At 69.3% G+C, this 17,892-nt stretch carries 16 protein-coding genes; 9 read left to right on the top strand and 7 right to left on the bottom strand.

What is annotated here, in order from left to right:
- Position 1: 1 nt before the first annotated feature.
- Entirely contained in the window at positions 2–1,108 is a 1,107-nt protein-coding gene (locus ACQPYK_RS16775) for a hypothetical protein (RefSeq protein WP_433256221.1), read from the bottom strand.
- A 135-nt stretch (positions 1,109–1,243) separates the two neighbouring features.
- Between ACQPYK_RS16775 and ACQPYK_RS16780 the strand changes: the two genes are divergently transcribed.
- On the top strand, positions 1,244–2,689 hold the full coding sequence (locus ACQPYK_RS16780) for a bifunctional phosphatase PAP2/diacylglycerol kinase family protein (protein ID WP_433256222.1): 1,446 nt from the start codon (positions 1,244–1,246) through the stop codon (positions 2,687–2,689).
- Between the two features lie 237 nt (positions 2,690–2,926).
- Positions 2,927–3,907 (top strand): hypothetical protein, encoded by a 981-nt coding sequence (locus ACQPYK_RS16785; RefSeq protein ID WP_433256224.1) that lies wholly within the window; start codon positions 2,927–2,929, stop codon positions 3,905–3,907.
- A 140-nt stretch (positions 3,908–4,047) separates the two neighbouring features.
- Here ACQPYK_RS16785 and ACQPYK_RS16790 read toward each other — a convergent pair whose 3' ends face one another.
- Both ACQPYK_RS16790 and ACQPYK_RS16795 read right to left on the bottom strand, forming a co-directional pair.
- A complete protein-coding gene (locus tag ACQPYK_RS16790; protein ID WP_433256225.1) occupies positions 4,048–4,323 on the bottom strand; it encodes a zf-TFIIB domain-containing protein in 276 nt (91 codons plus the stop codon).
- A 46-nt stretch (positions 4,324–4,369) separates the two neighbouring features.
- A complete protein-coding gene (locus ACQPYK_RS16795; protein ID WP_433256227.1) occupies positions 4,370–5,263 on the bottom strand; it encodes a phosphotransferase family protein in 894 nt (297 codons plus the stop codon).
- Positions 5,264–5,320: 57 nt separating this feature from the next.
- Here ACQPYK_RS16795 and ACQPYK_RS16800 point away from each other — a divergent pair, with 57 nt between their 5' ends.
- Both ACQPYK_RS16800 and ACQPYK_RS16805 read left to right on the top strand, forming a co-directional pair.
- Positions 5,321–6,220, top strand: coding sequence for a TIGR03619 family F420-dependent LLM class oxidoreductase (locus tag ACQPYK_RS16800; RefSeq protein ID WP_433256228.1), 900 nt, complete (start codon positions 5,321–5,323; stop codon positions 6,218–6,220).
- Positions 6,221–6,244: 24 nt separating this feature from the next.
- Positions 6,245–6,676 (top strand): nuclear transport factor 2 family protein, encoded by a 432-nt coding sequence (locus ACQPYK_RS16805; protein ID WP_433256230.1) that lies wholly within the window; start codon positions 6,245–6,247, stop codon positions 6,674–6,676.
- 44 nt (positions 6,677–6,720) lie between these two features.
- On the opposite strand, the gene ACQPYK_RS16810 is transcribed toward ACQPYK_RS16805, so the two are convergent.
- Positions 6,721–7,902: an FAD-dependent monooxygenase gene (locus ACQPYK_RS16810; protein WP_433256231.1), complete on the bottom strand. Its 1,182-nt coding sequence runs from the start codon at positions 7,900–7,902 to the stop codon at positions 6,721–6,723.
- A gap of 90 nt (positions 7,903–7,992) precedes the next feature.
- On the opposite strand from ACQPYK_RS16810, the gene ACQPYK_RS16815 reads away from it, so the two are divergent.
- On the top strand, positions 7,993–8,604 hold the full coding sequence (locus ACQPYK_RS16815) for a PadR family transcriptional regulator (RefSeq protein ID WP_433256233.1): 612 nt from the start codon (positions 7,993–7,995) through the stop codon (positions 8,602–8,604).
- 746 nt (positions 8,605–9,350) lie between these two features.
- On the top strand, positions 9,351–10,049 hold the full coding sequence (locus ACQPYK_RS16820) for a hypothetical protein (protein ID WP_433256235.1): 699 nt from the start codon (positions 9,351–9,353) through the stop codon (positions 10,047–10,049).
- 135 nt (positions 10,050–10,184) lie between these two features.
- Here ACQPYK_RS16820 and ACQPYK_RS16825 read toward each other — a convergent pair whose 3' ends face one another.
- Positions 10,185–11,603, bottom strand: a complete 1,419-nt coding sequence (locus ACQPYK_RS16825) for an amidase (protein ID WP_433256236.1) — start codon at positions 11,601–11,603, stop codon at positions 10,185–10,187.
- 678 nt (positions 11,604–12,281) lie between these two features.
- On the opposite strand from ACQPYK_RS16825, the gene ACQPYK_RS16830 reads away from it, so the two are divergent.
- The 3 genes from ACQPYK_RS16830 (at position 12,282) to ACQPYK_RS16840 (ending at position 14,736) form a co-directional block, all read left to right on the top strand.
- Positions 12,282–13,073, top strand: coding sequence for an HAD-IIA family hydrolase (locus ACQPYK_RS16830; protein WP_433256238.1), 792 nt, complete (start codon positions 12,282–12,284; stop codon positions 13,071–13,073).
- A gap of 51 nt (positions 13,074–13,124) precedes the next feature.
- A complete protein-coding gene (locus tag ACQPYK_RS16835; RefSeq protein ID WP_433256240.1) occupies positions 13,125–13,757 on the top strand; it encodes a hypothetical protein in 633 nt (210 codons plus the stop codon).
- Positions 13,758–14,079: 322 nt separating this feature from the next.
- Positions 14,080–14,736, top strand: coding sequence for a neutral zinc metallopeptidase (locus tag ACQPYK_RS16840; protein ID WP_433258820.1), 657 nt, complete (start codon positions 14,080–14,082; stop codon positions 14,734–14,736).
- A gap of 121 nt (positions 14,737–14,857) precedes the next feature.
- Here ACQPYK_RS16840 and ACQPYK_RS16845 read toward each other — a convergent pair whose 3' ends face one another.
- Both ACQPYK_RS16845 and ACQPYK_RS16850 read right to left on the bottom strand, forming a co-directional pair.
- On the bottom strand, positions 14,858–15,301 hold the full coding sequence (locus tag ACQPYK_RS16845; protein WP_433256242.1) for an NUDIX hydrolase: 444 nt from the start codon (positions 15,299–15,301) through the stop codon (positions 14,858–14,860).
- A gap of 190 nt (positions 15,302–15,491) precedes the next feature.
- The gene (locus ACQPYK_RS16850) at positions 15,492–17,768 is read right to left on the bottom strand and encodes a family 2 encapsulin nanocompartment cargo protein terpene cyclase (RefSeq protein ID WP_433256244.1); all 2,277 of its coding nucleotides are present in this window, start codon (positions 17,766–17,768) and stop codon (positions 15,492–15,494) included.
- Positions 17,769–17,892 lie beyond the last annotated feature (124 nt).

Raw genomic sequence — 17,892 nt, forward strand, 5'->3', positions numbered from 1 at the left:
GTCAGGGCCTTCCTTCGGTTCGCGGCACGGCGCCGCTGGCGTACAGCCGCTCGATGTCGGAGATGAGTTCCTCCAGGTGCTCGTAGGTGGGCGGCTCCACCACGTCCACCAGATCCCGTGCCACCGGTGCCTTGTGCTTGGCGACCAGGCCGGCGAACGGCCCCGGGTCGGCGGTGCGGAAGCCGTGCTGCGCGGCGAGGTCTCTGAGCTCGGGATCCTCGGTCAGCAGCCGCCCGACCTCGGCCGCCTGCGAGGTGAACGGCACCAGCGTGTGCTTGCTCAGCACGGTCGGCGCGGGGTAGAGCAGCTGCATCTCGGGCCGGATCGAGCCGTCGCCGGCGAACACGTGAGACAGGTACTGGGCCTCGTAGATCATGACCATCGGCGTCTTGCCCCACCCCATGACCAGGTAGTCGTCGAACGGGGCCTCGGTCGAGGCCTGCGAGTGGCCCTGGTCGAGGAAGATCGGCGCCACCGCCTTGGCCACTCCGGGCACCTGGGCCGGGGTGGTGACCACGTCCTCGCCGTTGGCGACGTAGCTGGTCATCGCCAGATACATGGCCGCGGAGTTGGAGGTCCTGATGTCGGTGGTGGTCAGCAACACCCGCTTGCGCGCCGGATAGGCGTCGTTGCCCGGCAGCCGGTCCCATCGGGTGCCCTTGGCCACCAGGTCCATGTACGCGGCGATGTCGAGCACCCGGTAGCCCCGGCCCGAGTCGCGCACCAGCCCGGCCTTGGCCAGGACGTCGGAGATCGGCCGGAACGTGGCGACCGCCATGGGCGAGTAGAAGGGGGAGAACGTCGTCGAGACCTTCCGATCCTTTTTGATCTTCTCCGCGGCGGGGAGGCTGGAGGGGAACGCGAACGCGTAGTCGTCGAGTTTGACCTCGGTTGCGATCTGCCGGGATCCGGCGGTGTCCACCTCCACCCGCAGCCCGTGCCGCTCGAACGCCGCGCGTACCCGGGGATCCTCGAAGAACGGCTTCTTCTCCGAGCCGATCACTCCTCGCACCGTGGCCGGTTCACCGCCCCCGTTGCCCAGGACGACCGCCGTCACCACCACGGCGCCGAGCAGCAGCGCAAGAACGATGCCGATCGACCGTTTCATTCCACCCCATTTCTGCAAATAGGCTCTCTTCTGGGAATTATGGGAGGGTAAGAAATGGGGCGTGCGCCGGATATCGGGGTATGCGACAGAATTAAGTTCCTGTTCACTCGCCCGTCATTCGGAAAGGTGGAGCGCATGCGGTTGAGGTCGCGGCTCGGCAGGCTGGACCGGCGGTTGTTCGCCGCGGTCGCGGGCGCGAAGCTCCCCGGCCTCGAACGGCTCGTGCCCGCCCTGTCGCGTGCCGCCGACAACTCTCTGCTGTGGGCCGGGCTCTCCGGAGCACTGGCGATCAGCGGGCGGCGGCCGATGCGCCGCGCCGCGACCCGCGGCCTGCTGGCCGTCAGCCTGGCCAGCCCCCTGGTGAACCTGGTGGGCAAGCAGGCCTTCGCCCGGAACCGGCCGTCACCGGACGGGCTCCCGCTGGCGCGGATGGTCAAGATGCCCGTGTCGGCGTCGTTCCCCTCCGGCCATTCGGCCTCGGCCGCCGCGTTCGCCACCGCCGTGGCCATGGAGGCGCCCGGCGTGGTCGCGGCGCCCGTCGCGCTGCTCGCGGCCGCGGTCTGCTTCTCCCGGGTCTACACCGGCGTGCACTACCCGGGGGACGTTCTCGTGGGAGCCGCGATCGGCGTGGCGACCGGACTGCTCACCCGGCGGCTGTGGCCGCAGGCCATGACGGGTGCGCCAAGGGTCGTCACCGCGCCTCCGGTGCTCGGCCACGATCCCGAGGGTCGGGGGGTGGTGGCGGTGATCAACCCCGCGGCGGGCGCCGGTCCGGACACGGCCACGGCCACGATGGTGCGGGCCTGGCTGCCCAAGGCCGAGGTGGTCGAGGCGGACGGAGACGACGTGCCCGAACTGATGGACGAGGCCGCCGCCCGTGCCCGGGTGCTCGCGGTCGCGGGCGGCGACGGCACCGTCAACCGCGGGGCACAGGCCGCGCTGGAACACCGCAGGCCGCTGCTGGTCATCCCCGCGGGTACGCTGGACCACTTCGCCGGAGCGCTGGGCCTGCGCGATCCCGAAGACGCGATGGCCGCCTACCGTTCGGGCGGGGTGGTCGCGGTGGACGTGGGGGAGGTGGCCGGCCGGATCTTCCTCAACAACGCCGGCCTCGGCGTCTATCCGGAGATGGTCGACCGCCGCGAGGCCGTCGAGCAACGCGTCGGCAAGTGGCCCGCGCTGCTGTGGGCCCTGGGCCGCGTGCTGCGCACCGCCGAGCCCGATGAGGTCGTCATCGACGGCGTGCCCCAGCGGATGTGGCTGCTCTTCGTCGGCAACTGCCGCTACGACTCGCGCGGAGCCGCCCCGCGTCTGCGCCGGCGACTGGAAGACGGGCTGCTGGACGTCCGGCTGCTGACCGCAGCCTCCCGGCTGCCGCGGTTGCGCGCGTTCACCAGTGTGTTGCTGGGCGGAATAGGCCTGTCCCGGCACTACCAGCAGTGGCAGGCCGACACGTTGAGGGTCTCCTCACCCTCCGGCGCGTTGCGGCTGGCCCGCGATGGCGAGACCTGCACCGTGCCCGGGGAGGTGGAGTTCACCAAACGGCCCCGCTCCCTGCTCGTGGTCCGTCCGGTGTCCTGAGGGTCCGTCCGGCCTGGGGGTCCGCCCGGTGTCCTGAGGGTCCGTCCGGCGGGCGAGGGGGAATTGCTTTCGCGGCGTACAGGCGTGCACCGTCCCTTGTATCGCGATAAATCATGTCGTATTTATGCATGTGAAAGCCATTTCTGGTGATTTTCGTTGGCGTCGCTCGCCTGGCCGTATGGTGCGGTCCATTTCGACCGTTGACGGGTCGTGATCGATCCGGCAATAGTGGGACAGGTGACTACCCCCCGTCTCCTGTCCTGCGTCGTGGTCACCCTGTTGACCTTGAGCGCCTGCTCCTCCGGCACCTCCGACGAGCCCCCGACCGGTTCGGCCAGTGCGAGCGGCGTGGTGGGAACGGGGCCGGGATCCGGCGGTGAGACGGGCGCGCCCGCCAGCGGCACGCCCGCCCCCGTGGAGCTCACCTCCGAGGCGTACCGGGCCGAGTTGGAGAAGGCGCGAGGACCGGTGCGGGAGGCGGTGCGGAAAGTGGCCGCGACCGCAAAGCTGAAAGACCTCGACAAGCGGCTGGAGCGGGCGTCCGCCGCGGTGAACGACGCCGTCGCCCAGCTGACGCCGCTGACGCCGCCCGCCGACGTCAGAGCCCAGCACGACGAATATGTGCTGGCGCTGCGCCGCTTCGCCGCGGCTTTCGACACCGCTCGCCAGGACGCGCAGGACCAGCAGGTGTGCACCGGTCCCGCCGTGCTGACCGGGATGGACAAGGCGGACGAACTGTCCGGCGTGGAGAAGGCCGCGGGTGCGCTGGCCGGATATCCGGCGGGCGTCGTCTCGGTGAAGGCGGCCGGGCAGAAGACCCGGCGCCTGTCCAATGGCAAGTTCATCCACTCCGAGGGGCGTCCCGGGCGCGCCTATCTCGAGTTGAAGAACGGCAACGGGCAGGACGCCGTCGTCGTGCTGATGCGCGGCAAGAAGAAGGCGATCACCGTCTACGTCCGTAAGAAGTCGAAGTTCAGGGTCCAGGGCGTGCGTGACGGGAAGTACAAGGTCTACTACACCCTCGGCACCGACTGGGATTCCAAAGCCCGCAGCTTCACCCGCTCGTGCACTTTCGAGCAGTTCGGCAAGTCCGTGCGCTTCAGGACGGTGCACACCGCGACCCAGATCCGCTGGACCGACTGGACCATCACGCTGAACGCCGTCAGGGGCGGAACGGTGCGGCCCAAGCGCGTCAAGCCGGGAGACTTCCCCGGCTGAGCCCTCGCCGGCGCATGCGGAGGCCTCCTGGCCGAACCCTCCCCGGTGTGTGCGGAGGCCTCCTGGCCGAGGTCTCCCCGTCGCATGAGAAGACCGCGATCCCTTGCCGGGATCGCGGTCTTCGTTTCCCCCTGGGCAGATCAGGTCGAGAAGAGCATTCCCACCCAGCTGCGCTGGCGGTGGTGGCCGTAGTGACCACCGTGGTGCGGCGCACCCCAGCCCGGGGCGCCGTGGACCGGCGGCGGCGGGGGCGGCGGGGGAGCGGCATGCGACTGGGACCACTGGCTCTCCATGCGAGTCAGCGTCTCAAGCTCGCCATAGTCCAGGAAGATCCCGCGACAGCTGTCACACTGGTCGATATGGACGCCGTTGCGCTCATAAGTGCGCATGGCGCCGCGACACTTCGGGCACTGCATCTGGCTGATCTCCTTGCCTTTGGCATTGTGTTGAAGTAACCACAACCTACTGCGTGGGCACACTATGGCAGGCGCTTCGGAACCGGACAATCCTTTGACAGGTGTCGATCAGCACCTGCTCGACCTCGTCCAGCGGCCGTCCCTCCCGTTTCGCGGCGGCCACCGCGGCCGCGGTGAGCTGCACGGTCATCGCCTGCGCCGGCAGGTCCAGTCGCTCCCACGGGTCACCGTCCCCGGCGGCCCGCCCGCCCGCGGCGCGGTAGGCGGAGAGGAAGCGGTGCCATACCTGCGGCTCCAGCAGCCCGGCCGCGAACCAGGCGGCGGGCCTGGCCAGATCCCAGGCCGGATCGCCGATTCCCAGATCGTCGACGTCGATGAGGATCCACTCGCCCCGGATGCGCACCAGCTGGCCCATGTGCCAGTCGCCGTGGGTCGTCGAGCCGGGTCCGGCGTCGAGGGCGGGCAGGCAGGCCAGGGCCTGGCGCACGACGCGCTCGGCGGCGGAGTCGCCGTCCAGGCGGGCGACCGTGCCGGCGACCCGGGCGGGGCCGCCCGCGGGCGGCAACGGGGGCAGCGCCCGCGCCGGTACGGCGTGCAGCCGGGCCAGCAGCCGTGCGGCCGCCTCCCAGGGGGCCTCGTCCGGGTCCCGGTGGTCCACCGGGGTGCCGGCCGGCCATACGGTGACCAGCCGGTCGCCGACCACGGTGACCTCCTCGGCCACCGGTTCGAGCATGATCTCGCGCAGCGCCGGATGCGCGACGACTCGCATCCGCGCCGCCAGCGGCGCCTCCTCGGCCCCCGGGGCATGCGCCTTCACCACGACGGACCCCGCCCGTACGATGATCACGTCCGGCCTGGTGGGCAGCACTTCGGCGGGCGCGTCGCCGTACCGGACGCCGATCCGGCGGAGTTCGTCGATCAGGTCGTCGCTGTCGCTCATCCGGCAAGTGAACCACTGATCCGCCCTGCCGCCTCACGGCCGCATAAAGTGCATGGCATGAGGATCGGATTCGCGGTGCCGGTGTCGGGGTCCTGGGCGACGCCCGCCAACATGGTGCGGGTCGCCCGCAGGGCCGAGGAGCTCGGCTACCACGAGGTGTGGACCTTCCAACGCCTGCTGTACCCCCAGGGGCATCCGATGGGTCCGGTCTACCGAAGCGTGCACGATCCGGTGGTCACGCTCTCCTACCTGGCGGGGGTGACCACCCGCGTCCGGCTCGGTGTGGCGGTGCTCAACATGCCGTTCGCCTCGCCGGCGATGCTGGCCAAGCAGCTGACCAGCCTGCAGGCGGTGTCCGGCGGCAGGCTGGACGTCGGACTCGGGCTGGGCTGGCTGCCGGAGGAGTTCGCCGCGTCGGGGGTGCCCTTCGAGCGGCGCGGGCGGCGCGGGGAGGAGTTCATCCACGTGCTGCGGCGGCTGTGGTCGGAGGAGGTCGTGGAGCACAAGGGGGAGTTCTACGAACTGCCGCCCGTGCACCAGGATCCCAAGCCGCTCACGCAGCCGCCGATCCTGCTCGGTGGGGGTGCGGAGGTGGCGCTGCGGCGCGCGGGGAGGCTGGCGGACGGCTGGATCAGCGCGAGCCGTGAGGACCTCGACCGCATCGACGAGAAAATCTACATTGTAAAGGAAGCGGCTCGGGCGGCCGGACGCGATCCCGGGGCGCTGCGGTTCGTCACCCGGGGCGTCACCCGGATCCGCTCGGCCGGAGCGGCCGGACGCGCCGCGCTTACCGGCTCGTTCGAGGAGATCCGGCAGGACGTGGCCCGGCTGGAGGCCAAGGGTGTCACCGACGTCTTCCACGACCTCAACTTCGATCCGGAGATCGGCTCACCCGACGCCGACCCGGAGGAGTCGATGCGCAGGGCGGAAGCGGCGCTGGAAGCCCTCGCGCCCTGACCAAGCGTTTGGTTGGATAGGGGGATGAGGGAACAGGAGATCGCGGACCGGTTGGAGATCGGCGACCTGCTCGCCAAATACGCCTACGCCATCGACACCGGAGACTGGGCGCGGCTGGACCTGGTGTTCACCCCCGACGCGGTGATCGACTACACCGCGGCCGGCGGCATCCGGGGCACCCGGGACGAGGCCCGGCGCTGGCTGGCCGAGGTGCTGCCGCACTGGCCGGGACGCCAGCATCTGATCGGAGCGACGGCCGTCAGGTTCGAGGGGGAGGAGGCCGTGGTCACGGCCTCCTTCACCGACACGCTCGCCCCCTCCAGAGAGATGGTCGCCGCCGACGTCGCCGGGCTCATCCGCGGTGGGGGGTGGTACCACCATCGCATGATCCGCACGCCGTACGGCTGGCGCAGCAGGGAACTGGTCGAGGAGCAGAGCTGGCGCACCGTGCAGTAGGGCGTCCGGCCGACCGCCGTCCCGGGCGGCTGGATCGGGCCGGTTCATTCGCCCGCGAGGTCGTGGTCGGCGACGACGGTCTCGTGCCAGTTGATGTGGTGGCGGTGGAGGGGGGCGAACATCTGCTCGGGGGTGGGCATGGCGGGCTTGCCGCCGGCCTGGCCGGCCTTGGCCTTGTTCGTGGCGGCGGCGTTGCCGCCGACCATCTCCACCCGGGGGCGGCGCAGCTGTTCGTAGGCGGTGAACGCGGCGGCGGCGGGCAGGTCACGCAGGCACCGGGCCAATTCGACGGCGCTCTCGATGGTCATGGAGGCGCCCTGTCCGGAACTGGAGGACGGGGCATGGGCCGAGTCGCCGACCAGCACCATGCGGCCGCGGTGCCAGCGCGGCACCGAGGGCATGCGCTCCATCGGGCCCACAGCCATCAGGTTCCGGGGATCGGTGTGGGCCAGGAGGGTTTCGCCGGGCACATGGCCGATGTACAGGTCGCGTAGTTGCGCCAGCCAGTCGGCGGCGGGGACGCGGCCGACCTCGGCGGAGGTGAGCGGGGCGGTGCGGGGAAGGCTGGCGAACCAGCAGATGCGGTCGTCGGGCAGGCGCCAGTAGCCGATGAAGGTGCGGCCGAAGGCGAAGTACATGACGCCCGGCTCGGCCTGCACCCCGCTGCCGGTGGCGTAGCCGCCGAAGCTGAGGACGCCGCCGTACTCGGGGCCGGGCGCGCCGGGGTCGATGAGGGTACGGACGGCGGAGCGGATGCCGTCGGCGCCGATCAGCACGTCGGCGGTGGCGGTGCTGCCGTCGGAGAAGGTGGCGATGACGCCGTCGGAGGTCTCTTCGGCGGTGACGAGCCGCTTGCCGTACTCGATCGGCACGCCACCGTCCATCGCATGGTCGGCCAGTGCGCGAAACAGGTCGGCGCGGGCCATCGCCAGGGTGGCGGGCAGGCCGGGGAAACCGCCGAACTCGGCGAGCCGGTTTCCCTCGCCATCGGCCATCACCACGCCGGGGACCGGCTGGCCGATGGCTTGCACGGCCTTGTCCGCCCCGATGACCTGCAACGCGTCCAGTCCGTTGGGCGCCAGACTCAGCATGGCTCCAATGCCGTCAGCGGCGGCCGCGTGTGCCTCGTAGACAGTCGCCCGGATGCCCGCTTTGGCCAGTGCCAGTGCCGTCACCGGGCCGGCGATGCCGCCCCCGATCACCAACGCCGTGCTCCCCTTGCTCATATCCAACTCCTTGGTTCGACCCAACTCCTGAATAGTTGCATTGATACTAGTTTCACGTCAACCAGTTTTTTTGAGGCTAGTATCGGCGGCATGAGCACCTCTGCCTCCCCACTCGCCCTGACCGTGCTGGCGCTGCTGCACTACAAGCCGCTGCATCCCTACGGTGTGCAGCGGCTGATCAAACAGTGGGGCAAGGACCAGGTCGTCAACGTGAGCCAGCGCGCGAGCCTGTATCGGACCATCGACCGTCTACATGCCGAGGGCTTGATCTCGGTTCGCGAGACCGGACGTGACCACGCCTATCCCGAGCGGACCGTGTACGAACTCACCGACGCCGGACGCCAGGCCGCCCGCCAGTGGCTGGAGCAGATGCTGGCCCTGCCCAAACAGGAGTACCCCCGCTTCCCGATGGCCCTGTCACATCTGATGATGATCACTCCGCTGGAGGCGCTGCGGGTGCTGGAGCGACGCGCCGACCTGCTGGCCCAGACCCTGGCAGGCATGGAGGCCGGCCTGACCGCCCAGGCCGACGGGCTCCCCAGGGTCTCCAACCTCGAGACCGAATACCTGCACGCCGTCACCGTGGCCGAGGAGCGATGGGTGCGCTCGGTCATCGACGACCTGCGCACCGGCCGGCTCGCCTGGTCGGCGGAGGAGGCGGCCGCCTTCGACCAGGCCGCCGGACCCGAGACCGGCGCCTGACCAATGCCTGGCCGATGTCCTGCATGACAGTGCATCGACGACATCGGGACTGATTCTGCGCGTCGAGAACGCAGGTGAGGTATTGGCTGCCGGCAGCGGAACCGAACCGGTCACCCTCACCGACATCCTCCGAAACGCCACCGCCGAGCGTCGGGGCCACTCCGATCGCCGGGACCGGTGTGACCGGACATGGTCGTGGACCGTGGGTTTCGCGCCCGGAGTCGGTGTTAACTCAACTGCTTGGTCTCTTTCGTCTTGTGCCGGAGGATTCTCCTGCGGCGATTGATGCTCGCATGCGGCCAAAGGGATCTTCTTCGTCCGTGTTGCCTGCCGGTTGGCCGGAAGATATTTATGGCGGCATCCGTATTCGCTGTCGCGGCTGGTCCGATCATGCGCAATGAAAAGCTGCACCCGATGGGGTCGACGTAAATTCGACGTGATACGGCTCGACGAGGCCGCGAAGCCGTGCTTTGCGATTCAACGCGCGGCCTCCGCTTGTCGACGGCTGCGCGACGAACTGCAAGAAGGATCTTCCGTAACGTATAGTGTGCGGCATTTCGGCCTCGCGAAATTCCATCGGATCGGTCGATTCGTATTCCCGCGAGCGAAGCGCTTATCTCAACAGAGTTTTCTGGAATTCGCGATGGAAAATCGCGTTTGACAAAGATATTCGACTCGTCGACATTGACGGAGAATATGCGGATATCTACTCTCACGGTGTCCGGTAAATTACATGGGAGTGGTCGATGAAACGTACCCGGAACCTCGCCGCCGTCGTCGTAGCCGTAACCACTGTCGCATTCACTCTCGCCTCGGTCCCCGCGTGGGCGGCCACTACCACGATTCACCGGGACAACGCGGCCGGTGCCGCTTACTCGGGCAAGGTCCGCGCGACACTGATCGCGCCCGCGACGGTCTCGACGTCACTCGGCACCGGCACCTGCAACATCGGCAACATCGACGGCACCGTCCAGTCGAACGGCACCGCCCTGAACATCTCGGCCTTCAACTTCAGCAACAACCCCGGCCCGGCATGCCCGAACAGCGGCGGCGGCACCTCCACCGTGACCGCGGTCTCGCTGCCCTGGAACGACGGCAACGTCACCTACGGCCCGGTGAGCGGCGGACGCGACAGCACCGTCACCATCAAGAACGTCAACGTCTCCGCGGCGACCACCGGCTGGTTCGGCACCATCATTTGCACCTACCGAGGCTCCGGCACCGGAAACAGCATCGTCATGGACGGCTTCAACCCCGACAACGCCAATCGCCCGATCACTTCGATCGCCCAGGCTCAGGCGAAGGCCACCAACTACAACCTCGTCAAGACCGGCGGCAGCTTCCTGTGCCCCGGCTCGGCCACTTTCAGCGCCACCTTCCAGATCCTCGGTGAGACCACCGCCGGCTCAGGTGCCTACGATCAGAAACTTTACGTCACCTCCTGAACAACCCCCTTGAACAGCTCCCGCCCCCGGTGGAAAGTGGGCCCGCCTCTGCGGCACGCACGCGCAGAGGTGGGCCGCGGTGTTTGAACGCGGGCCTGCGAAGCCGTCTCCGTCAGTGCTTCCCAGTGAAGACCGTCAGCGCCTCCCGATGAAGAACCGGGGGATCTGATGCTTCCAGGGCATGGCCTGTTCCAGTTGGGTGGCGACCTGGAACAGTAGATCCTCGCGGCCGTAGGGGGCGATGATCTGCACTCCGATCGGCAGCCCACTGTCGCTGCGGCCCAGCGGCAGGCTGATCGCGGGCTGACCGGAGATGTTGAAAACCATGGTGAACGGGCCGTAGTCGAAAATCGACTGTAGCCAGCTCATCAAGGTGTGGGCCGGGTCGTCGTAGCGCAGAGTGCCGTGCGGCGCCGGAAGCCGGCCCAGCGTCGGAGTGATGAGCAGGTCGTAGTCGGTGAAGAACGCACCCACCGATCGGGTCACCCGGTTCTGCGCGCCGAAGGCGGCCAGCAGATCCAGCGCGCTGTACTCCCTGGCCACTTGCAAAAGCCGCCTGGTGACGGCTTCCAGCTTGGCCGGGTCGGGTTGTCGGGGTGCCATGAGCAGCAAAGAGGCGATCGTGACCGCTTCGGCCACCGTACTTTGCAGAACGGCCTCCCAGTCGAGGACCGGGCTGGCATCGGTGATGATGTGCCCCATCTGCTCCAGCACGTGGCCGGTCCGGATCGCCGCCGCAGCCACCTGGCCGTCCACCGCCGCGCCTGACCAGGCCTTGGTGGTCACCGCCACCCGCAGTCGGCCGGGGACGGCCTCCAATTCGTCGACGTACCGACCGCGCGGAGGTGGCGCGGTGTACTTGTCACCGACACCGGGTCCTTGGACCGCGTCCAAGAGGTGGGCGGCATCGCGGACGGTACGCGTCAACCCGAACTCGTACGCCATCCCGAGCATCGCCTCTCCCAGATCGGGCCCGCACGGGACTCGGCCCCGGCTGGGCTTGAGCCCGACCAGCCCGCAGCAGGAGGCCGGAATCCGGATGGACCCGGCTCCGTCGCTGCCGTGGGCGACCGGCACGGCGCCGGCGGCGACCAGAGCGGCGGCGCCGCCGCTCGACCCGCCCACGCCTCGCTCCAGATCCCACGGGTTGTGGGTCGGGCCGTGTTTGACCGATTCGGTGGAGAAGCTGATCGCCATCTCCGGCACGGTGGTCAAGCCCAGCGTGACCAGTCCGGCGGCCCGGAAGCGGGCCATCAGATCGCTGTCGTGCCGAGCGACGACGCCCGGCAGGGCACGGCTTCCAAGGGAGAACGGGACCCCCTTCGCCACCGGTCCATGGTCCTTGATCAAGAACGGCACCCCGGCGAACGGCCCGTCTTCGGCGTGCTCGAGCGCTGGGGTGAACACCGGCAACGCCAGACCGTTCACCTCGGTGTCCGCCATCGCCAGCGCCTTTCGCGCGGCGGCCTCGACCTCGTCGGCGGTGACCTCGCCCGTCCTGATCAGGTCCCGGAGCCCGACGGCGTCATACCGCGCATACTCGTGGAGTTCCATGTGAAGAGTCCTCTTCTCGGCGTCATCGACGCCGCACATCGATCACAGGTGGTTCCGTTGCCGGGAACCCCTGTCGTCCAGATGATGAGCAGCGCGTGGCAAGCCAAGGCGCTGCTGACGACAGACAGCATCGACAGGGGGATGGTCTCTACGCCGGGCCTACGGCTCCGGGGTCCATCCCCTGCCAGTGATCGAGGTGTTACTACGCTCGGGACATCAAGACCATGTTGACAGCGGCCGTCCCGCATCGTCGACCGAATTATCGTCGCCGCTACATGTCATCCCGATCGGGGCGTGCGCATCGCCCTCCGGACTCCTCGGCTTCGGCAACCCGCTTCCCGCCCGAGCCGCACCGGACAGTCTTGGCAGTACTGCCTGTCCAACCGTCCCGCCGCCACCACCCCCGCGGGCGCCGACCGTGCCCCTTGGGAACGTGGTTTCCCAAACGCGGCGCCACTGAGGGGTGCAGGCCGTAAGAGCTGGGAAATCCCCCGGAGAAAGCCGAACACGAGCACATCCCTGCCGTCTTGGGACGGCAGGGGCGTTTCGTCGTGGCCGGGCTCGTCTGTGCCGCCGCCGGCTGTCGCACTGCTCGACCAGGCGGGTCTGATGACGCGTTGCCTATCTTGAACCTGTCATCCTTGTTGCGTACCTGTTGGCCTGGAATGCGGGGAAACGGTGAACGAGCGAAAGCCGATCGAGTGCTGGTTGTCGGACATGGACGGAGTCCTCGTCCACGAGGGGCATCCGGTGGCCGGGGCCGATGAGTTCATCCGCCGTCTGCGCGAGTCCGGCAAGCGGTTCCTGGTGCTCACCAACAACTCCATCTACACCCCGCGCGACCTCGCCGTACGGCTGCGCGCGGCCGGCCTCGACATCCCGCCGGAGTCGATCTGGACCTCGGCGCTCGCCACGGCGAAGTTCCTGGACGGCCAGCGCCCCGGTGGCTCCGCCTATGTGATCGGCGAGGCCGGCCTGACCACCGCGCTGCACGAGGCCGGCTACATCCTGACCGACATCGAGCCCGATTACGTGGTGCTCGGCGAAACCCGCACCTACAGCTTCACCCAGATCACCCGGGCCATCCGGCTGATCGAGGGCGGCGCCCGGTTCATCGCCACCAACCCCGATCCGGTCGGCCCGTCCAACGAGGGCTCGCTGCCCGCCTGCGGCGCGGTCGCGGCGATGATCACCAAGGCGACCGGCGTGGAGCCCTACTTCGTGGGCAAGCCCAACCCGATGATGATGCGCAGCGCCCTGCGGGCCATCGACGGCCACAGCGAGAGCACCGCGATGATCGGCGACCGGATGGACACCGACATCGTCTCGGGCATGGAGGCCGGGCTGCACACGATTCTGGTGCTCAGCGGCGTCATGGCCAAGGAGCAGGTCGACCGCTACCCGTTCCGCCCGTCCCTGGTGGTCGACTCGGTGGCCGACCTGATCGACATGATCGACGACGGCGCCTGACCTCGCAGTGCCTGACAGGAGATGTCAGGCACTGCTGCGATGCTGCCAGGTATGACGAACGTCTACCTGGAAATCGGTCCGAAGAAGGTCTTCGCCTGCTCCGTCGAGTGGCCGGGGTGGTGCCGCATCGGCGGGTCCGAACCGCTCGCGCTGGACGCGCTGGCGGACTACGCACCCCGCTACCGGGTCATCGCCGAGCGGGCCGGGCTGGCGTTCGAGCCCGGTGATCCGGTGGTCGTGGAGCGGGCCCCGGGAGGCTCGACCACCGACTTCGGGGCGATCGAGGCGATCCCCGAGCTGGACGGCGAGCCCGTCGGCGCCGCCGAGGCCGAGCGCACCGTCGCGCTGGTCAGGGCGGCGTGGGAGCTCTTCGACGAGGCCGCGGCGGGTTCGCCGGAGGAGTTGAGGAAGGGGCCGCGCGGCGGCGGCAGGGACCGGGACAAGATGGTCGCCCATGTGGTCGAAGCCGAGCGCGCGTACGCCCGCAAGATCGGCGTGCGACACAGGCCGTTCCGTGACGCCTCCGGCTCGGCGGCCATGCGCGCGGAGCTCGTGGAGGTGCTGGCCCGGCCCTCGGACGGCGCCCCGGCGGTCTCCGGCGGCTGGCCCGCCCGCTACGCCGCCCGCCGGATCGCCTGGCACGTCATCGACCACCTGTGGGAGATGGAGGACCGGCGGCACTGAGCTCCGCGCGTGTCTCCTCCGGCTCCGTGACGCGTCCGGATCCCGGGTGGAGGTCGAGCCGATCCGGCCGGGTGACCTCGCGGCGTTCACCGACCCGGCTGGAGCCCGGCCCGGCTCCAGCGGCCCTCGCGATAATCACCGCCGGAAAGAATGGCGGCCGCTGAGGCCTCGTACGGGCATGCAAACGACTTATAGCGCATAGCGCGAGATTCATACCCGCTTCTCGATATATCGATATGAATCGTGTTTATCCCTTCCGCGACGCGGTCTTCGCGTTTACCGTCTAGGCAGGATCGGGGGCCGAAGAGAGGCGGTCGTGAGCATGCGGCGATGGAGGACGGTCTGGCTGGTGCTCGCCGTATCGGCCCTGATCTCCGTTGGCGCGGGCGGCGCAGTCGCCTCGGCGTCCGTACGGCGGGCGGACGACATGGACACCGACATCGCCACGGCCGTCTACGTGGTCAACCGCTACTGGGCGAGCCATTGGTCGCAGTTCTTCACCGGCCGCTATTCACCCCCCGGCGTTTTCGGCGGTTACCGGAGCGGCGGCAGGAAACCGCCTTTCTGCGGCGGCAGGCGCCTCGACTACGGCAACGCGTGGTATTGCCGTGACGGCGACTACATCGCGTGGGACGTCGGCCTCATGGAGGACGGCTACCGGTTCGGAGACGCATGGGTGTATCTGGTCATCGCCCACGAATGGGGCCACGCCGTGCAGCGGCGGCTCAAGCGATCGCTGGTCCTGCGGACCTACGAGCTCCAGGCCGACTGTCTGGCGGGAGCCGCCCTGTACGGCGCGGCGGCGGACGGGAACCTGCGGTTCGAAAGGGGCGACCTGGAGGAGATCGAGCAGGTGCACCGGAGACTGGGCGACGAGACGCCGTGGACGGACGTCAGCGACCACGGAACCGCCGCCCAGCGGATGTCCGCCTTCAGACGCGGCGCGGGCCACGGCGTACCCGGCTGCCTGCCCGGCTGATCCACCCGGGGCCGGGCCCGCGACGACCGCCCGGGGCCGAGGCCAGGCCCGCACCGTGACGATCGCCCGTGGCCGGGGTCGCGCCGCGACGACCGCCCGGCCCGGGTCCCGCGGCCACGCGTCACGAGATCAGCTCGGGCAGCCTGCTGATGTGGTCGGCCAGGTAGGCCCCGAGTTCACGGGGGATCAGATTGATCGCGGTGATCTCGGCGGGGTCCAGCGGCAGCCGTACCACCTCGTAGAGGCCGCGGGCGGGGTCGTTGAACTCGGGGCCGCAACGCAGCGCCGGATCCATGGAGACCAGGCGGCAGCCGTAGACGTGCTGGGTCTTGACGCCCTCCTCGCGGACGCATTCGAGCGTGGTCAGCGGGGTGACGCCGGAGACGGTGGCCCCGAGCTCCTCCAGGACCTCGCGGTGGAGGGTGTCCTCCAGGGAGGCGTCCTCGGGCTCGACGTGACCTCCCGGGATCGACCAGTAGAGCTCCTCACCGGGAACCGTGCGCCGGAACAGCACGAGCCGGTCGTCGTCGATGAGGACGGCGCGGACGCTGGGGACGAGAGACATCTGTTCATTGTGTCACCGTGCCCCGGCGATTCTTCCCGCGTCGCCCGTGCCCACGCCCGTACGACCCGTGCCCGTACGACCCGTTCACGCTGGTGCCGGCCCACACATTCGCGCCGTCCTGCTCACACTCGTTCACGTTCGTGCCGGCCCTCACGTCCGCGCCGGCCCGTTCACGCCCTCCCCGTCCTGCTCACACCCGCTGCGACCGCCCGCCGAGGCCGCCGGGCCCGACCGTCCTGGCCGGTGCCGGGATCCGCACCGCCGAAGTGCCCAGCCCCGTGGGCAGGAACCGGGAGACCGCCGGCGTGTCCGGGGTCCGGCGGCGCCGGAGCTCGGCCTCGGTGTAGCGCGCGCACCCGCGGTGCCACTCCAGGATTCCCGACATCCACTCCTTGAGGTCGTCGGCGTGGCGGGTGAGGATGTCGCGGACCCGCTCGTCGAGGGCGAAGTCGTCGAACAACGCCGGCAGGCCGGTGGCGACGATGTGCTCGAACTGCCGCATCCGTGCCCCCATCAGGTCGGCCACGATGTCACGCGCCGTCCATCGGTCCACGTCCAGGAAGTTTTCCACGACCAGGACGAGGTTGTGGACCTCGCCTTCGAACTCGATCTCCTTCTGGTAGGAGAACAGGTCGTTGGTGAAGGCGGCGTAGTCCTGTGCCGCGGTGTCCAGCTCGCGGATGACCCGTGTCTCGTAGAGCTCGGCGGGGACCACGTCGGAGTGGGAGAGCCGGGCCAGGCTCATCGTCATGTCCGCCCCGAACGTCCTGCGGCGCATCTCGATGTAGTCGACCGGGTCGGGGACGCGATTCTGGGCCTGGTTGGCCAGCTCCCACAACCAGCTGGAGGTCATGCTCTCGACCGTCTCGCGGAACTGTCGCCGGGCGGTCGCCGTCATCGGCCCCGCGGTGCGCCGCCACAGGTCCTCCAGGCCCCGCTCGATCGGGTTGGCCGGCTCCGGGGTGGGTTCGCCGTCCAGCGGCATGAACGCCGCCAGCCGTTCGTCGCACAGCTTCGCGGCCATCAGGTCGCGCCTGGCCCCGAAGACCGCGGGGAAGTAGTCGTCGCCGTAGGTGCCCCAGGCCAGCCAGTCCGATGACAGGTTGAGCTGCTCGGGGCTCGCATCGGCGTGGATCATCGCGGCGCAGTGCGCGAAGTCGAAGCCGATGAAGCGCCGCTCGTCCCACAGACCGCCATGCTCCATTCCCGGCACCGAGTCGAACATGCCCATCCGCCGGGCCCAGCCGACCGCGTAACGCCGTGCGGCGTCCAGGTGGGGGCTGGTGCGGACCGGGTAGGGCATGTAGAGGTCGGGCGGCGGCAGATGGCCCACCGGCTGGAACGGGACGTAGGAGTGCTGCTGGATCCTCCGCCGCAGGCCCAGCGTCGCGGGGGAGGGCAGCGGCCTGGCGGCGGAGGTGCCCAGGCCGGTCGGTCCCCCCAGCACGCCGGCGGAGTCCGAGGCGGCTCCGTCGTTCATGTACCGGCTGGATCTGGCATGCCATTCGTGCCCGCCGGACTGCCAGTCCTGCAGGCCCTTGACGTAGGCGGCGACCCCGCCCTGCTCGTGCGGGAGCACCGCGTGCTCGGCCAGCAGGGCCGGGACCTCGATCAGCGCCGTGTTCTCGAACTGCTGCAGCCGGGAGGTCAGCAGGTCGTTGACGAGCTCGGCGGCCTCCTGCGTCGAGCAGTCGAAGAACCGCTCGAAGACCAGCACCGCGTTGGAGTTCTCGCCCTCCTGCTGGACCTCGCGCTGGTAGGAGAACAGGTCGTTGCGCAGGTGCACCGCGTCGGAGAAGGTGTCCGACAGCACCCGCATCGGTCGCGTCCCGGCGAGGCCATCGGGGATCTCCGCGCCGACGGCGTACTCGACGAGGTTCGCCGACCACGGCGCCCCGCCGACCCTGCGCCGCATCTGCACGTATTCGATCGGGTTGGCGATCCGGCCGCGGTCGATGTTGTCCAGCTCCCACATCGACTCCACCATCAGGTTGTGCGTGCTGGTGATGAAGCGTCGCCGCCACCCGTGCGACATGGCCGGCACCGTGCGCTCCCACAGGTCCCTCAACCCCGCCTCGGCCGGGTTCTCCGGCTCGGGCGGCGCCTGCCCTTCGACGGTCATGAACAGCTCGAGACGGTCCAGATGGGCCTTGGCCCCCGAGAGGTCGCGGGAGTGTTTGAACTGCTCCAGGAAGTGGTCGTCGAAGAAGAACACCCAGACGTACCAGTCGGTGATCAGGTCCAGGACCGGGCCGTCGCAGTCGGGGTGGGTGTAGGCGCACATCAGCGCATAGTCCATCGTGGCCAGCGCGGTCTCGTCCCAGACGACGCCACCACCGGGCTTGGGCGCGTCGAGCATGCCCATCCGCCGGGCCCAGGCCGCACTGTGCTCGCGGGAGCGTTCCAGGTGGGGGTTGATCCTCGCCGGATACGGCATATAGAAGTCGGGCAGGGTGAAAGCCTGCATGAGCGCGCCTACTCTCTTGAGCCGACCGGGGGAACTCACTCACGGTTACGACACAGATACTCGCGGTACGGCGGCGCGATGTCCAGCCCGGCGGCATTCCCGGAGCCCGGCCGTTGCCGGGCTC

It is taken from the genome of Streptosporangium sp. CA-135522 (assembly GCF_050949235.1).
Classification (GTDB): domain Bacteria; phylum Actinomycetota; class Actinomycetes; order Streptosporangiales; family Streptosporangiaceae; genus Streptosporangium.

Bases quoted from the DNA above. Each gene is read 5' to 3' on its own strand.
- ACQPYK_RS16775 (WP_433256221.1), bottom strand. From the start codon at position 1,108: ATGAAACGGTCGATCGGCATCGTTCTTGCGCTGCTGCTCGGCGCCGTG.
- ACQPYK_RS16780 (WP_433256222.1), top strand. From the start codon at position 1,244: ATGCGGTTGAGGTCGCGGCTCGGCAGGCTGGACCGGCGGTTGTTCGCC.
- ACQPYK_RS16790 (WP_433256225.1), bottom strand. From the start codon at position 4,323: ATGCAGTGCCCGAAGTGTCGCGGCGCCATGCGCACTTATGAGCGCAAC.
- ACQPYK_RS16795 (WP_433256227.1), bottom strand. From the start codon at position 5,263: ATGAGCGACAGCGACGACCTGATCGACGAACTCCGCCGGATCGGCGTC.
- ACQPYK_RS16800 (WP_433256228.1), top strand. From the start codon at position 5,321: ATGAGGATCGGATTCGCGGTGCCGGTGTCGGGGTCCTGGGCGACGCCC.
- ACQPYK_RS16805 (WP_433256230.1), top strand. From the start codon at position 6,245: ATGAGGGAACAGGAGATCGCGGACCGGTTGGAGATCGGCGACCTGCTC.
- ACQPYK_RS16810 (WP_433256231.1), bottom strand. From the start codon at position 7,902: ATGAGCAAGGGGAGCACGGCGTTGGTGATCGGGGGCGGCATCGCCGGC.
- ACQPYK_RS16815 (WP_433256233.1), top strand. From the start codon at position 7,993: ATGAGCACCTCTGCCTCCCCACTCGCCCTGACCGTGCTGGCGCTGCTG.
- ACQPYK_RS16820 (WP_433256235.1), top strand. From the start codon at position 9,351: ATGAAACGTACCCGGAACCTCGCCGCCGTCGTCGTAGCCGTAACCACT.
- ACQPYK_RS16825 (WP_433256236.1), bottom strand. From the start codon at position 11,603: ATGGAACTCCACGAGTATGCGCGGTATGACGCCGTCGGGCTCCGGGAC.
- ACQPYK_RS16835 (WP_433256240.1), top strand. From the start codon at position 13,125: ATGACGAACGTCTACCTGGAAATCGGTCCGAAGAAGGTCTTCGCCTGC.
- ACQPYK_RS16840 (WP_433258820.1), top strand. From the start codon at position 14,080: ATGCGGCGATGGAGGACGGTCTGGCTGGTGCTCGCCGTATCGGCCCTG.
- ACQPYK_RS16845 (WP_433256242.1), bottom strand. From the start codon at position 15,301: ATGTCTCTCGTCCCCAGCGTCCGCGCCGTCCTCATCGACGACGACCGG.
- ACQPYK_RS16850 (WP_433256244.1), bottom strand. From the start codon at position 17,768: ATGCAGGCTTTCACCCTGCCCGACTTCTATATGCCGTATCCGGCGAGG.